Genomic DNA, 15,231 nt, shown 5'->3' with positions numbered 1-15,231 from the left:
GAGAATGTCGGACACTGGATCTCCCCTAGCGGAGTTTCGGATCGAGAGCCTCGCGGACCGCTTCACCGAGCATCACGAAGCTCAGCACCGCGGCGACGAGGAATGCGGCGGGGAAGAACACGAGCCCCGGCGCGACCCGGATGAAATCCTTACCCTCGCTGATCATGATGCCCCAGGACACCACCGGCGACTTCAGGCCGACACCCAGGAACGACAGGGTTGCCTCGGCGCCGATGAACGAGCCGACCATGATCGTGCCGTAGACCAGCAGTGGGGCCAGGCAGTTCGGCAGCAGGTGCTTGAGGATGATCCGGCCGCTGCCGGCACCCAGCGCACGCGCCGCCACGATGTAGTCGGCCTCCTTGGTGGAGAGCACCGAGGAACGCATCAACCGCATCACGACCGGCCAGCTCAGCACGATCAGCGAGATGATCACCAGGCCCATGATCTCGGCCTTGCTGTTGCTGCTGCCCGAACCGTTGAACGTGGTCAGGATGACGATCGCGCCGAGCACGAACGGCACTCCGAAGAACACGTCCGCGACCCGGCTGAGAATCGTGTCGACCCAGCCACCGAGGTATCCGGAGATGATGCCCATGGCACCACCGATCAGCAGGGTGCCGACCACGGAGAGCACGGCGACCACGATGGAGGCACGCGCGCCGTAGATGACCCGGGCGTAGACGTCCCGGCCCTGCAGGTCGTACCCGAACCACGCGTTGCCGGACGCCTTGTTGAGGCTGCGCGACAGCGATCCGTTGACCGCGTCGCCCGGGGCGAACAGCGACGGGAAGGCCGCCATCAACAGGAAGATGACGATGATCGTCGTCGAGATCCAGAACAGCGGCTTACGGCGCAGGTCCCGCCAGGCGTCACCGAGCAGACCACGCGGCTTCTCGTTGCCCTGCGGCCCGGAGGTGGCCGGGGTGTCCGTCACCTGTGCGGGAGGGGTGCTGACAATCGATGCGGTGCTTGGGTCACTCATAACGGATCCTCGGGTCCAGGGCGGCGTAGAGCAGGTCGACCAACAGGTTCATCAGCAGATAGACGACCACCAGTACGACCACGATGCCAACCACGGTAGCGCTTTCCTTGGTGACGATCGCGCGGTAGACCTCGCGGCCGATTCCGTTGATGCCGAAGATGCCCTCGGTGACGATCGCACCGCCCATCAGGGCGCCGAGGTCGGTGCCGAGCAGGGTGACGACCGGAATGAGCGAGTTGCGCAGCAGGTGCACACCCACGACCCGGCGCATCGGCAGGCCCTTGGCGATGGCGGTGCGCACGTAGTCGGCACGGCGGTTCTCCGCGATGCTCGTTCGGGCCACCCGGGCGATGTACGCCACCGACGCGCTACCGAGCACGAAGCCCGGCACGATCAGCTCGGAGAATCGCATCTCGGACGAGACGGTCGGCTTGACGATGCCCCACTGCACACCCAGCAGCCACTGCAGCACGAAGCCGACGACGAACACCGGCAGCGCGAGCAGGAAGAGGGTCGAGACGAGGACCAGGTTGTCCAGGAAGCCGTTGCGGCGCAGACCGGTCAGGATGCCGGCGCCGAGGCCGATCACGGCCTCGATGGCGAGCGCGACCAGGGCCAGCTTGAGCGTGTTCGGGTACGCCGTGGCGATGATGCCGCCGATGTCGCGCTGCGAGAACGTCTGGCCGAAGTCGCCCTGGAGCAGGTTCTTCATGTAGTTGCCGTACTGCACGAAGACGTTCTGGTCCAGGTGGTACTTCTCGGTCATGTACGCGACGTACTGGTCCGGGCAGCGGCGCTCGCCGCACTTGCCGGCGAACGGGTCGCCCGGGACGGACCAGACGAGCCAGTAGATCAGGAAGGTCGAGCCGATGAAGACCGGCACGAGTTGGAGCAGCCGTCTCAACAGATAACGGCCCATGGGGTGGTCCTCCAGACAGGGGGCGCGTCGGACGGCCGACACGGTGGTGACAACGTGGCGAGTGGAGTGCTGTGGCACCCACTCGCGGAACGGCCCCGGGTCGGGCTCACCGGATGTGGCGAGCCCGACCCGGGGTCAGACCGTTCGGATCAGAGCTCGACCGAGGTGATGTCGAGTTCGCCGACGTTGTTCAGCTCGAGCTTCTTGATCTTCTCCGAGTGGCCGGACTGCTGGCCGTAGAAGTAGACCGGGATGCTCGGGACGTCCTGGTCGACAACCTCGACGGCCTTGGCGAACGCCTCGTGCGAGGCCTCCAGGCTCGGCGCGGCGCTGGCCTGCTTGGCCAGGGTGTCGACCTGGGGGTTGCTGTACAGGCCGTCGTTGGACGAGCCACCCTTGACGTAGAGCGGGTTGACCCAGTTCTCCACGTCCGGGTAGTCCTGCTGCCAGGCGGCACGGTACGGGCCGGTCATCTTGTGGGCGTTGATGTTCTGGCGGAACACCGCGAAGGTCGGGATGCCCTCGGCCCGCGCGTCGATGCCGAGGTTGGTCTTGACCTGCTGCGCAACCGCGTCCATCCAGTCCTTGTGGCTGGAGTCCGAGTTGTAGTAGAAGACCATCTCACCGGTGAAGCCGCCGGCCTCGGTCAGCAGCTGCTTGGCCGTGGTCGGGTCGAACTTGCAGGCGGTGCAGTTACCCGGCTTGGCGCCCGGGGTCAGCGGGTTCGCCCAGCTGTCGGCCGGCTTGCGGGTACCGAAGAAGATCTTGTCCGAGATCTCCTGCCGGTTGATCGACAGCGACACCGCGCGACGCAGCTTCGGGTTCTGGAAGCGCTTGTCGTAGATCGGGAACGCGATGAACGCGGTCGACGGCGTGACGGTGTTCAGGCCGCGGTCGCCGAGGTCGGTCTTCCACTTGTCGCCGGCGAGCGCCGAGGTGGGGACAACCTCCATGAAGTCAAGGTTGTTGGCCAGCAGATCGGCGTAGGCCGCCGTCTCGTCCTGGTACAGCTTGACGTCGACGTCCTTGATCTTCATCTTGTCGCGCAGGCTGTAGTCGTCGAAACGAGTCAGCTTGATGAGGACGTTGTCCTGCCACGACACGAACTTCACCGGGCCGTTGCCGATCGGGTTCTTGCCGAACTCCTCGGGCTTCATGGTGAAGAACGCGTCCGGCAGCGGCATGAACGCGCTGTAGCCGAGCTTGGTCGGGAAGACCGCGGTCGGGGCGGCGAGGGTGACCTCGAAGGTCTGCTCGTCGATGACCTTCAGGCCGGAGAGCTTGTCGGCCGTCGGGGTCGGGGCCTTCTGCGGGCCGTCCGGGCCGTCCGGGTCCTCGGTGTAGGTCTTGTCGAAGCCCGCGATGTCCGAGAAGAAGGAGCCGTTCTGCGCGCCGTTCGGCGAGTACGCGGCCCAGTTCCAGGCGTCGACGAAGTTCTTCGCCTTCACCTCGGTACCGTCGTGGAACTTGGTACCCTTCTTGATCTTGATCGTGAAGACCTTGGAGTCCTTGGTGTCGATGGACTCGGCCAGCGCGTTGCGCGGGGCCCCACCGTCGTTGGGGTACTCGACCAGGCCGGTCCACAGCCAGTCGATGATCTTGCCACCGCCGGTCTCCGTGGTGTTCGACGGAACCAGCGGGTTCTCCGGCTGGACGCCGTGGATGACGATCGCGCCATCCTTGCTGGCGGCGGCGTCGCCGTCGCCGTCACCGCTCGAGCAACCGCTCGCGACAAGCGCGGCAGCCGCGCTGAGCGCGATCGCGCTCGTCGCCCGCTTCGAGACTCTCATTCCGAGGGGCCTCCTCTTTCTAACCTGGTTCCGTCGTGGGTTTCACGCACGTTTGGGGGTGACACCGCCCGACCACCCCGGGGCGGGGGTCGTCGGGACCACAGGGAAGTTGGGGACACCCCTGATGTTCCGATCCGCCGGGCTCCCTCACCCGACGAGACGCGACTCTGCGCAGGCGGCACAGCCACGAACCCGCCGGGAAAACAGCGGAGGCCGTGGTCGTGGGCCGTGCGGAGTGCCACACACCGAGGGTGAGGTGCTGCCACTGTGACACCCACTGGCCGCTTTCGTGAAGGTGCCGTTATCAAGCCGTTAGTTGTCCGCCACGTTGCCGATACTTGAAAAATGATCACAAAACGGTCAGTTCAGGTGTCTCCGACCTGGAAGTACCTGACCTGCTGGGACGCTCGCGCCCCGCTCAGGCTCGGCTTATGTGAGCTTTTTCGCTTGACGACCACGCGGTCCGACGTCTAACGCGGGCTCGACTTTCTTTACCCGTCCGGACGAGGTCAACGTCGGCTGCACGGGCACCATGGCCGGCTGGGTGGACGAGGGTGCCGCGGACGGTTTTCTGATCACCGAAGAGCGACCGCGGCGGCTGCGACGACACCGGCCCCGGCGCCGCCTGGAGGCGGGGCCGGGGCCGGTGGTGTGGCGGGGATGGATCAGGCGGTGAAGCGGACCTTGCGACGACGCACCAGGAGGACGGCCACCGCACCCGCGGCGAGCAGCAGCAGACCGGCGGTCGCCGCCGCCGCGATCGGCGAACCGGTCAGCGGCAGGCCGCCACCGTTGCTCGCCGGCGAGGTGGACGGGGCCGGGCTGGCCGGCTGCGCCGAGTCCGACGGCGTGGCCGACGGGGTGGTCGGCGAGGCCGACCCGCTCGGGGTCGCCGTCGGGGTGGTCGGCGGCGTCGTGGGGACGGCGGTGAAGGTGGCCGCCGCCTGGGTGGTGACGGTGGCGCCGGTGCTGCCGCCGAGGATCAGCTTCTGCGCCTTCTTGGCGCCGGTGAACAGGAACACCCGGCCGAAGGAGACCGAGTCCTGCGCGGTCAGGGTCACGTTGACCGCGCCGGCGGCCTCAGCGGCCAGCCAGAACTGCCCGCCGTTGGTGGTCGTGGTGACCGGCTTGCCCTCGGCGTCGACGGCGGTGCCGCCGGTGGCCGCCACGGTGATGGCGCCCGCCGGGCCCTTCACCGTGAACGGACCGGCCTTGCCGCCGACCGTCGCGGTGGCGCTGGCCGGGTCGACGGACAGCTCGGCACGCGGCTCCGGCTGGTCGGTGGCGTTCTTGATGAGGTAGTCACGGACCTTCGTGATCACCTCGTACTGGTTGCGGGCCTGCAGGTCCTTCTCCCAGGCGCCCAGCTCGATGCCGTCGCTGAAGTGCCAGACGGCGGTCTGGGTGCCGAAGTAGAGCAGCGTCTCCAGCTGCTTCTTACCGACCTTCGTCTCCACGCCGGCGGCGGCGAGAAGCGCGGTGGAGTCGGCGTTCGGGTAGCCGTGGGTGAGCACCCACTGGACCTTGCCGAGGTTCCGCACCTCGGACTCGTCCCAGCTGCCCTCCTCGTACTTGCCGTCGAGCTTCACGCTGGTGTGGTAGTCGATGCAGAACGCCGGCACCAGCTTGCCGTCGATCTTCAGAGCGAGCGCAGACGTGGTGCGCGTCTTGCCGTCGAGCTTCAGGGTGACCTCGGTGCCATCGACCACCTTGGCCACACCGGTGGCCGGAGCAGCGGCTGCGGCACCCGCCACGCCGAGCGCCAGCGCGCCGCCGGCGACGGCCGCCAACGCGACCCGCGCCCAGTGTCGTCCTCGTTGTCCCAACATCAAGATTGTGTACCTCTCCCCCAGGGGTGACCCGCTACCGCGGGCACGCGTAAGCCGCCGCCTCCGCGGGATGCCAACACCCACGCGCGGAAACGGGACCGGGGCAGTATGGGACGACGGGTGATCGTTTGTCAGCCCCGCCCGGCGGCATCCGTGGCATCTGCCCGAAATGCCGGGGCGGAGGAATAGATCACACGAGCCGGCGGTCCGCCGCCCAGCGGGACAGTTCGTAGCGGTTGGACATCTGGAGCTTGCGCAGCACGTTCGACACGTGCGTCTCCACCGTCTTGATGGAGATGAACAGCTCCTTGGCGATCTCCTTGTACGCGTACCCCCGGGCGAGCAGGCGCAGCACCTCCCGCTCCCGGTTGGTGAGCTGGTCCAACTCGGGGTCGGCCACCGGGGCGTCCGGCCGGGCCGCGAAGGCGTCCAGCACGAACCCGGCGAGCCGGGGGCTGAACACCGCGTCACCGTCGGCGACCCGACGGATCGCCGCGGTCAGCTCGTCCGGGGAGATGGTCTTGGTGACATACCCCCGGGCGCCGGCCCGGATCAACCCGATCACGTCCTCCGCCGCGTCGGAGACGCTCAGCGCCAGGAACTTGACCTGCGGATGGCTGCGCCGCATCGCCTCCAGCACGGCGCGGCCACCGCCGTCGGGCATGTGTACGTCGAGCAGCACCACGTCCGGGACGGTGGCGGCGATCCGGGTGACCGCCTCGGCCACCGTGCTCGCCTCACCCACCACCTCGACATGGGCGCCCAGCTCGGCACGCACCCCGGCACGGAACATCGCGTGGTCGTCGACCAGGAAAACCCGCAGGCGTTCCGGGCGGCTGGTCGCCGGGTCGAGGTGCTCCATCGGCTGCTCGGCCATGGTCATTTGTTCCTCTCCGCTGCGGACGAGTCCCGGGAGATCGGCAGGATCAACCGGACCTCGGTCCCCTCCCCCGGGCCGGACCGGATCTCGGCCCGTCCGCCGTGCCGCTTCATCCGTCCGATGATCGAACCGCGTACGCCGTGCCGGTGGTCCTCCACCGTATCCGGATCGAAGCCCTTGCCCCGGTCCCGGACGAAGACGCTGACCTGATCGGGCTCCACCTCGGCGTAGAGCGACACGGTCTGCACGCCGGCGTGCCGGGCCGCGTTCACCAGCGCCTCCCGCGCGGCGGCGACCAGCGCGCCGACCTTCTCGTCAGTCTCCCGGTCGCCCACCACCACGGTCTCCACCGTGATCGCGAAGGTGTCCTCGACCTCGGCGGCGGCCTGCTCCAGGGCGGCCGCGAAGCGCTCGCTCGGTGACGCCGTGGGCTTGTAGAGCCAGTTGCGCAGCGAACGCTCCTGCCCCCGGGCCAGCCGCTGCACCGTCTTGACGTCGCTGGCGTTGCGCTGGATCAGCGCCAGCGTGTGCAGCACCTGGTCGTGCACCATCGCGGCCAGCTCGGCCCGCTCCTGCTCGCGGATGCGCCCCTCGCGCTCCGCGCGGAGCTGGCTGTACGTCCGCCAGAGCACCGGCGCGGTGACCACCCCGACCCCGGCCAACCCGACCAGCGCGAAGATCACCCCGTTGATCACCGCGTCGAAGTTCTGTGCCGGCGAGTAGACCGCCGCGACACCGATGATGCCGACCGCGACCAGCACCCCGCCGCCGATGAACCGGAGGACGAAGGCCCGCCGGTCGCTCTCCTCGACGACCGCCCCGAGCCACGGGACCGGCATCGTGTCGCCCCAGCGCCGTCGCCGCTCGGGCGCCGACTGGTGCCAGATGACCCCGGCGCCGACCGCGATGATGGCCACCAGCCAACCGGCGGTGCCCGCCGCGCCGACCGAGTCGAAGACCATCACCTGGATCAGCAGGACACCGAGCCCGATCCCGACGAACGGCAGGAGCTGGGCCACGTCGCGCCGGGGCGGCACCGCGGTGTCACCGGGGCGCAGCGGCACCACCGCCCAGAAGGCCGCGTAGAGCAGCAGTCCGAGCCCGCTCAGCCCGAGCAGCACCATGAACGCGACCCGCACGCGCAGCACCGAGATGCCGAGATGGTCGGCGATACCGGCGGCGACGCCAGCGGCCATCCGATGCTCGGGGGCGCGGTACAGGCGCGGAGGCGGGGTCACGGTGCTGATCGCAGGCTCCCTGGTCACGGTGGTGGGCTGTCCGGAGGTCGGTGAGTCCGATCGTCACACGCTGCGGCGTCCGCCGACCACGGGGACGCCCCCGACATTCCGGCCGCCCGGATCTCAGGGTGGGGTCAGGGTCGGGTCCTGAGGTCGTTCGGGCGACGCGGGCAGCAGGATCGAGGCATGACCGAGGAAGCTGCCCCGCCGCCCCGCCCCGGGTCGGCACAGCCGGGCGGTTCAGCACCGCCCGCACCAGCCGGGACCCCCGCCGGCTGGACCGAGCCCACCACGTTCGGCCCGCCCGCCGACACCGGCCCGACCGCCGAACCGACGCCGGGCGCGTACGAGCCTCCGAGCGCGAGCTACACGCCCGGCGCCGGCTACACGCCCGGCACGGGCCAGGGACCCGCTGCGGGCTACGCGCCCGGCGCCGGCTTCGCGCCGGGCGCAGGCTACGGGCCCGCCGGTACGACCGGTGCGGGCTACGGGCCCGGCGGCGGTACGACCGGTGCGGGCTACGGGCCCGGCGGGGGCGCGGGTACGCCTGGAGGGCCCGGTGGGCCGGGGCCGTCCGTGGGGCCGCTGGGCGGCACCGGCTTCACCTCGCGGTACGGGCTGGTCCGACCGCGCGACGGCCGTTACCTGGCCGGGGTCTGCGCGGCGATCGGACGAGCCACCAACACCGATCCGGTGCTCTGGCGGGTGCTGCTCGCGGTGCTCGGGTTCTTCGGCGGCATCGGCATCCTGGTGTACGTCGCCGCCTGGCTGATCATCCCGAACGAGGGCGACACGGCATCCCCGGTGGAGTCGATGCTGGGGCGCGGCCGTTCCAGCATGTCCCCGGTGACCGTGATCGTGCTGGGCATCCTGGTGGCGGCCAGCTTCGGCTACATCGTCACCGACGCCTTCCGCGCGGTGCTGCTCGGCGCGGCCATCCTGATCGGCGGCGCGTTGCTGCTCAACCGGGACAGTCGTGGACCACAGCCCGGCGCCCCGGGTGGGCCGGTGCCGCCCGCCCCGACCGGTACGCCACCCGGGCCGGTCCCGCCGGTCGCCTGGCCCGCTCCGACGTACGGCGCGGCGCCGTCCACCGGGCCGCTGGCGACCGCGCCGTTGGCCGGTGGCGCTCCGGCGTACGCCGCCGCGGCGCCGGGTGAGAGGCCGAGCGCACCCGCGCCCGTCCACGGCACCCAGCCGGCCACCGCCACGCAGCCGTTCGTCGGCGCGCAGCCGGTGTCCGGGGCGGCGCTGTCGTCCGGGGCGGGGCCGGTGTCCGGGCAGCCGGCCGGCGCCACGACCGGGCCGCAGGAGGCCACCTGGCCGGCACCCGAGCAGGGCTGGCCGGGCAGCGGCACGGCCACCGAGGTCACCCCCACCGCCGGCTGGCCGTCGGCGCCGGTGACCGCAGTGCCCGCCGGTCCGTCCGGTTACCCGGCCGCGGCGACGCCGGGCGGGTACCGCCCACCGTTCGCGCCACACGGCCCGTACGCCGCGCCGGCCCCGGCCGCGTATCCGCCGCCCAAACCACCGAAGCCGCCGAAGCGGCCCCGGGAGCGTTCACCGCTCGGCGCGGTGACCTTCTCGCTGATCTTCCTGGCCCTCGGCGTGGTCGCCCTGCTCGACCTGCTGGACGTCTTCGCCGTCGGCGCCTCGGCGTACTTCGCGGCCGCGTTGGCCACGATCGGGCTGGGGCTGCTGGTCGGCACCTGGTTCGGTCGGGCCCGCTGGCTGATCGCGCTCGGCCTGGTGACCGCCGCGGCTCTGGGAACCGCCACGGTCGCCGAGTCCTACGACCGCATCCGTGGCGTGGACGGCGCGGTCACCTGGGCGCCCACCGACTACCGCGACCTCGCCAACCGGTACGAGAACAGCTTCGGTGACGCCGTGCTCGACCTGCGGGGCATCGACTTCACGAAGCAGGACAGCGAGGTGACCGTCGCGATCAACTTCGGGCAGGCGACGGTTGTCGTACCGCCGAACGTGGACGTGACCACCGTGGCCGACGTCAACGCCGGCGACGCCACCATCTTCGGCAACCGTTCCGGCGGGATCGACGGCCGCCTGCGGGAGTCCACCGACCTGGGCGCGGACGGTCCCGGCGGCGGGAAGCTGCGCCTGTACATCCACGTCAATGCCGGCAACCTGGAGGTGACCCGGTGAAGGCTCACCGTACGGACCTGCTCTCGTTCGCCTTCGGGCTGGTGTTCCTGGCGTTGTCGGCCTGGTGGCTGCTCGCCCAACTGCTCGGGCTCGCGCTGCCGCCGGTCGGCTGGTTCCTGGCCGGCGCGCTGATCCTGATCGGGATCTTCGGTCTGGTCGGCGCGTTGCGCTCCGGCCGCTCCGGCCGCCCGGAGCCGAACGACGTCGCCGACCCGGCCACCATCGCGGCCCAGCAGCCCGGCACGCCGACCTCGGCGTCCGGGCCGGTCACGGGCGCCGCCGAGCCCGGCGTGCCGACCTCCGGGGTGCCCGCCCCGACCTCCGGCGCGGGCCTTCCGGCCTGGACCGCCGAACACTCCACCTGGGACGCTCCCCTGCCGGGACCGGCGCCAGAGGCACCCACCGTGGCCCTGCGGGCACCGGAGGCGCCGACCGCCGAGATGCGTCTGCCGGAGGCGTCGACCGCCGAGATCCGGGCACCGGAGGCGTCGGCGGACGCCATCCACCCCGCCTGGCTGGCCCACGTCGCGTCGGAGTCGCAGGCGGCGCCGGTCTCCGACCGGCCCGGCGACGGGGCCGACGAGCAGCCCCGGCCCGACCACCCGAGCACGGCGACCGGCGACGATCCGGCGGACGAGCGGGAGGGCCGACGGCGGGAATCCTGACCCGGCCACCTGCCCGCGCCGGCCCGCACCAGCTCCACGGCGGTGCGGCCGGCGCGGGCAGGCGCATATGCTGACCGGTGGAGATCTCGCCTCCGCCGGCCGGCCCGCCCCCGCCATGGCGGCCCCGCCGCGATTCCCGTCTCTACCCCGTCAGGAGCCCGCCCGACATGACGCAGTCCCCCGCCGTGCGTACCACCGGCCGGTCCGGTCCGGTCCGCATCGGCGAGCGAGCCGCCCGTACCCTCGTCACCGAGCTGGCCCGGATGAACGACCCGAAGGCCGCCCTGCTGGTCGGCGCGAGCCCGGAGTCCGCGGTGCTGGCCGCGGCCATCGAGGCGTTGCTCCCCGGTGACCAGCTCACCGTGGTGCCCGCCGACTCGTCCGGCGCCCCCGTGCTCCGCGAGCACGTCACCGCCCAGGGCCGGTGGGTCGCCGACCGCGTACGCGTGGTCGACTCGCTCGCCGACGCCGAGGCCGCCGCCGTGGTCATCGCCGGCGAGGCGTTCATCGGCACCGCCGAGGAGACCCGGAGCGGCATCGACGGGTTGTCCAAGTACCTGACCGAGGGCGGGGTGCTGAGCGTGGCGACCACCGCGACGCCGGGCCGGACGACCGGCGCGGCCAGCGAGCTGGCCCGGCAGGACGCCCTCTACGGCGTCGGCGGGGACCTGGTGCTGCGGAACACACCGCCGGTACGGGTCTACCGGCTCCGGTTCACCCCGGCCAGCCCGGCCACGGCCGACCGGTTGGCCCCGGCGTACCGGCCGTCGAGCGTGCCGCTGACCCGGGGAATGCACATCGACTCCAACGGGGTGGCCGCGGCGGGCATCACACTGGGTCTGGCGGCGCTGGCCCGGGTGGCGCGTCCGTCGTCCAAGTTGTGGCTGCTGCCGGCGCTGGCCGCCGGGCCGGTCGCCGCGTTCTTCCGCGATCCCCAGCGGGACGTCCCGGAGGACCCGAACGCCGTGGTGGCCAGCGCGGACGGCAAGGTCCTGTCGGTGCAGCGCCTGCACGACGAGCGTTTCGGCGACGGTGAGTGGCTGCGCGTCGCGGTCTTCCTCTCCGTGCTGGACGTGCACGTCAACCGGGCTCCGGTCGCCGGCAAGGTCGTGGACTACTTCGTCGCCGACGGCGGCTTCGTCAACGCGATGAAGCCGGACGCCGAGCACAACGTCGCCGCGTACACCGTCCTGGACACCAGCCGTGGCACGGTGGTGGTCGCGCAGCGGACCGGCCTGATCGCCCGCCGCATCGTGCAGCGCGCGCCGATCGGCGCGCTGCTGGCGAAGGGGGAGCGCTTCGGGCTCATCCGGTTCGGCTCGCGGACCGACGTCTACCTGCCGGCCGAGGCCGCGGACCCGCTGGTGGGGCCGGGCGACAAGGTGGTCGGCGGCTCCACAGTCATCGCCCGCTGGCGCTGACGCCAAGACGCGAAAAAGGGGCGCCGCTGTCCGCGGCGCCCCTTTTCGTGTGTCGGATCAGGCGGTACGACGCTGGCGCAGCCAGAGCACCGGCCCGCTGACCAGGTAGCCCACCACGATCAGGGCGAACGTGAGCCGGATGTCGACGAGCGCGCCGAGCACCGGGGCCAGCCAGAGCCACGGCGGCAGCTTCACCAGGCGCGCGAGCTTGGCGTACGGGAAGCTGGACACCATCGCGAAGGCGAGCAGTGCCACCCCGGCGACCAGCACCAGGCCGGGCACCGGCAGGCCGATCGCCACGGTCACGGCGAGCACGGCCGCGGCCATGGTGGTGGGGACACCGCAGAAGAAGCGGCCGTCCTTCGGCGAGACGTTGAAGCGGGCCAGCCGGATCGCCGCACACGCCGCGACCAGGGCGCAGGCCACCGCGGCCGCAGCCGTCGACACGGAGCCGGCGAGCGAGGCGTAGACCACCACCGGCGCGGCGAGGCCGAACGAGCACATGTCGGCCAGCGAGTCCATCTGAGCGCCGAACGGGCTGGCGACGCCGAGCCGGCGCGCCAACGCGCCGTCGAGGCCGTCGAAGCCGACGCAGGCGATCAGGCAGAGGGCGGCGATGCGCACCTCGCCCTGCATGGCGAGGAAGATGGCCAGCATGCCGAGCATGAGGCTGGCCAGGGTGCAGGCGTTGACCAGGCCGAACTTCATCCGGCGGGCGACGGTGTGCTCGCCGGGCAGCAGTGGGATCGACCGGGACGCCTCGTCGGCGTGCGCCATCGGCGGCAGCGCCGGGCTGACCGGCATGACCGCCTCGACCTCGGCCCGGTTGACGCCGAGCGACGGACGGCCGAGCCGGTCCAGGCCGTAACGGCGGCGCTGGCGGTCGGCGTACCGGTGCTCGGGCAGTGTCACGTCGGTGGTCCGCAGGTCGCCGTCACGGCGACCCACCCGGACCAGCAGCACCTGGCGGGCGAACGTGCTGCTGCGGCGCAACGGGCCCGCCCAGCGACGCCCTGCGGGGCGCGGACTGTCAGTCGTACGACGCCGGCGCCATGGGGCTCTCGGCACGTTTCCTCCATCACCGGATCGGCTTACCGCCGTTTGGGGCGGATGTCCGGCTGTCTCGTGCCGGACCTTGCGTGGCCCGGCAGCCGTTTTGCGGAGTACACCATCGCATAGGGGAACGTGGCTTGGCGATAGCTGCCGGCGGTACTTATATCTGGTGCAAACCGCGCGAACCGCCTTGTTATTCCCATCCCGGGCCTCATCGCCCGTTTCCTCCACCATTCCCGTCTCTGACTGTACCGGAGGGTCACCATCTCGGCTCGCCGAGCCGGGTGCTATCGACCCAGCTGTCCGATTGCCGAGGCAGCGATGCCGGTCAGCAGCAGGTCAGCTGTCTCGGCGATGGTGAACCAGCCCGCCCGGGCGGTCGAGCCACCGGCGGACTCGGTCACCACCGCGTCAGTGGGTACGTCCACGAGCACCCGATAGATCACCCGGACGCCGTGCCAGTCCAGCGGACGGCCCTCCGGGCCGAGCGCGGCCGGGTTGTGCAGGTTGTCCACGCCGAGCAGCTCCACCACCCGGCCCACCTGACCGCCCTCCTCGACCAGCTCACGGAGCAGCCCGGTGGTCGGCTGCTCGCCGTGATCGGTGCCACCGCCGGGCAGGTGCCACTTGCCGGCCCCGGGATAGCCGTCGGCGATCTGGGTGAGCAGGACCCGCCCGGCCGGGTCGGTGACCAGCCCGTACGCCCCGAAGCGCAGCCGGCGATCCGGGTGCGGCGGCGGGAGCGGCTCGGCGGACGGGTGCGCGTCGGCCGGGAGCGGGGTGACCGGCAGTCCGAGCAGTTCGGCGCTGAACGGCGTCAACGGCAGCCGGGCCGCGTCCTCGGGGCTGACCCAGCGGGCCACGATCGTGCCGTCTCCGGTGTCGCCCGGCGCATCGCCGTCAACGGTCATCTCGAACAGCAACCGGTCGGTGTGCAGCGAGACACCGTCCTGCGCGAGGGTGCTGACGTCCGCGACCACGGCCCGCAACCGGCCCACCGACAGGGTCAGCCCGGTCTGCTCGCCCACCGCGCGCACGACCGCACGCTCAGGATGCTCGGCGTGCGCGACCGGCCCCCCAGGCAGCGACCACACCGCCCCCACAGCCCCCCGAACAACCAGAACTCGCCCCGAGGCCGACAACAGACCATAAGCCGCAACCCGCCGCACCAGCTCCACAACCAGGCCCCCGCTCCCCGCACCCGCCTCCAGGCCGGTGATCATGAAGTTATCGCCGCCCATCCCGGCGTGTCCCGACAATAACTTCATGATCGCCGCGACGAGGGAGGCCGGGGGCGTGGGGGTGGGGGTGGGGGTGGGGGTGGGGGTTAGGTTAGTTGGGCTGCTTGGACTGCTTCTGCGGTCACCTCGGTCAGGCGGTCGGTCGGGAGGGCGCCCAGTTCCTCGCGGGCGAACCAACGGGCCTCGCAGGTGGAGCCACCGACGTCGGTGATCGTCGGCGCGTTGGGCTCGTCGACGACGACCCGGTAGAAGGCGCGGACGCCGTGCCAGTCGATCGGGTAGCCCTCCGGGCCGAGCGAGGCGGCGTCGCGGTGGCTCGCCACACCCAGCAGCTCGACGAGGCGGCCGGACTGGCCGGTCTCCTCCACCAACTCCCGGATGAGCGCCGCGCCGGGCTGCTCGCCGTAGTCGGTGCCGCCGCCGGGCAGGTGCCAGCAGCCGGCCCCGGGGTAGCCGTCGGAGATCCGGGTGAGCAGCACCCGACCGGCCGGGTCGGTGCACACGGCGTACGCGGCGAAGCGCTGCGCCCGGTGCAGCCCGTCCGGGCCGGGCACCGCGTAGAAGGAGGGGAACTCGGGCACCTCGTCGGGCACCACGTCGGCCGAGGAGGCGGGCAGGCCGAGGGCGCGGGCCGTGAACGAGCGCAGCGGCAACTCGCGGGCCTCGTCGAGCGTGTACCACCGGGCCAGGTCGGTGGGGCGTTCGCCGACCCGGTCGGCGAGGGTGCCGCCCCGCACCGCCACCCGGTAGATCAGCCGGTCGGTGTGGATGGTGATGCCGCGCTCGGGCAGCGCCCGCATGTCGGCGAGCACGTCGGCCAGGCCCGAGACGGCGACCGAGAGGCCCGTCTCGGCGGCGGTCTCGCGGACGACTGTGTGGTTCGGGTCCTCACCGTGGTCGACCGCTCCGCCCGGCAGCGACCAGGTGCCGGGGGTGCCGGAGCGCTCCGATGCGCGGACCAGCAACACTCGGCCGTCTGAATCAGCACAAACTGCGTATGCCGCGATCCTGCGAAGCGGCTCCAGCAAGGTGGTCACGGGACCAAAT

At 71.5% G+C, this 15,231-nt stretch carries 11 protein-coding genes and 1 pseudogene; 3 read left to right on the top strand and 9 right to left on the bottom strand.

What is annotated here, in order from left to right:
* Nucleotides 1-25: 25 nt before the first annotated feature.
* The 6 genes from ACFYPR_RS03245 to ACFYPR_RS03220 all read right to left on the bottom strand — a co-directional run bounded on the left by ACFYPR_RS03245 (nt 26) and on the right by ACFYPR_RS03220 (nt 7,668).
* Nucleotides 26-985 carry an ABC transporter permease gene (locus ACFYPR_RS03245; protein ID WP_355068473.1) on the bottom strand — a complete coding sequence of 320 codons (960 nt, stop codon included), beginning with the start codon at nt 983-985 and terminating at the stop codon, nt 26-28.
* Nucleotides 978-1,904, bottom strand: coding sequence for an ABC transporter permease (locus ACFYPR_RS03240; RefSeq protein ID WP_354855372.1), 927 nt, complete (start codon nt 1,902-1,904; stop codon nt 978-980). Before ACFYPR_RS03240 ends, ACFYPR_RS03245 begins: the two co-directional genes overlap by 8 nt.
* A gap of 149 nt (nt 1,905-2,053) precedes the next feature.
* Nucleotides 2,054-3,694, bottom strand: coding sequence for an ABC transporter substrate-binding protein (locus ACFYPR_RS03235; RefSeq protein WP_387258448.1), 1,641 nt, complete (start codon nt 3,692-3,694; stop codon nt 2,054-2,056).
* Between the two features lie 665 nt (nt 3,695-4,359).
* Nucleotides 4,360-5,523: a thioester domain-containing protein gene (locus ACFYPR_RS03230; RefSeq protein WP_387258447.1), complete on the bottom strand. Its 1,164-nt coding sequence runs from the start codon at nt 5,521-5,523 to the stop codon at nt 4,360-4,362.
* A gap of 190 nt (nt 5,524-5,713) precedes the next feature.
* Complete coding sequence (locus ACFYPR_RS03225; RefSeq protein WP_354855393.1) at nt 5,714-6,400, bottom strand: response regulator transcription factor; 687 nt, start codon at nt 6,398-6,400, stop codon at nt 5,714-5,716.
* A 2-nt stretch (nt 6,401-6,402) separates the two neighbouring features.
* Nucleotides 6,403-7,668 carry a PspC domain-containing protein gene (locus ACFYPR_RS03220; protein WP_354855369.1) on the bottom strand — a complete coding sequence of 422 codons (1,266 nt, stop codon included), beginning with the start codon at nt 7,666-7,668 and terminating at the stop codon, nt 6,403-6,405.
* 159 nt (nt 7,669-7,827) lie between these two features.
* Between ACFYPR_RS03220 and ACFYPR_RS03215 the strand changes: the two genes are divergently transcribed.
* The 3 genes and pseudogenes from ACFYPR_RS03215 (at nt 7,828) to ACFYPR_RS03205 (ending at nt 11,890) form a co-directional block, all read left to right on the top strand.
* On the top strand, nt 7,828-9,804 hold the full coding sequence (locus ACFYPR_RS03215) for a PspC domain-containing protein (protein WP_387258445.1): 1,977 nt from the start codon (nt 7,828-7,830) through the stop codon (nt 9,802-9,804).
* A pseudogene (locus ACFYPR_RS03210) lies at nt 9,801-9,984 on the top strand (hypothetical protein); the annotation flags it as partial. The gene ACFYPR_RS03215 and the pseudogene ACFYPR_RS03210, both read left to right, overlap by 4 nt.
* A gap of 652 nt (nt 9,985-10,636) precedes the next feature.
* Nucleotides 10,637-11,890: a phosphatidylserine decarboxylase gene (locus ACFYPR_RS03205; protein WP_354855367.1), complete on the top strand. Its 1,254-nt coding sequence runs from the start codon at nt 10,637-10,639 to the stop codon at nt 11,888-11,890.
* A 57-nt stretch (nt 11,891-11,947) separates the two neighbouring features.
* Here ACFYPR_RS03205 and ACFYPR_RS03200 read toward each other — a convergent pair whose 3' ends face one another.
* The 3 genes from ACFYPR_RS03200 to ACFYPR_RS03190 form a co-directional block, all read right to left on the bottom strand.
* Nucleotides 11,948-12,883: a CDP-alcohol phosphatidyltransferase family protein gene (locus tag ACFYPR_RS03200; protein WP_387258443.1), complete on the bottom strand. Its 936-nt coding sequence runs from the start codon at nt 12,881-12,883 to the stop codon at nt 11,948-11,950.
* A 347-nt stretch (nt 12,884-13,230) separates the two neighbouring features.
* The gene (locus ACFYPR_RS03195; protein WP_387258691.1) at nt 13,231-14,166 is read right to left on the bottom strand and encodes an NUDIX hydrolase; all 936 of its coding nucleotides are present in this window, start codon (nt 14,164-14,166) and stop codon (nt 13,231-13,233) included.
* A 104-nt stretch (nt 14,167-14,270) separates the two neighbouring features.
* Complete coding sequence (locus ACFYPR_RS03190; protein WP_354855364.1) at nt 14,271-15,221, bottom strand: NUDIX domain-containing protein; 951 nt, start codon at nt 15,219-15,221, stop codon at nt 14,271-14,273.
* Nucleotides 15,222-15,231 lie beyond the last annotated feature (10 nt).

Origin of the sequence: Micromonospora sp. NPDC005254, from assembly GCF_042872525.1 — a bacterium.
Lineage (GTDB): Bacteria > Actinomycetota > Actinomycetes > Mycobacteriales > Micromonosporaceae > Micromonospora.
Note: the sequence above shows the minus strand (reverse complement) of the source record. Positions and strands in the feature narration are given on the sequence as shown.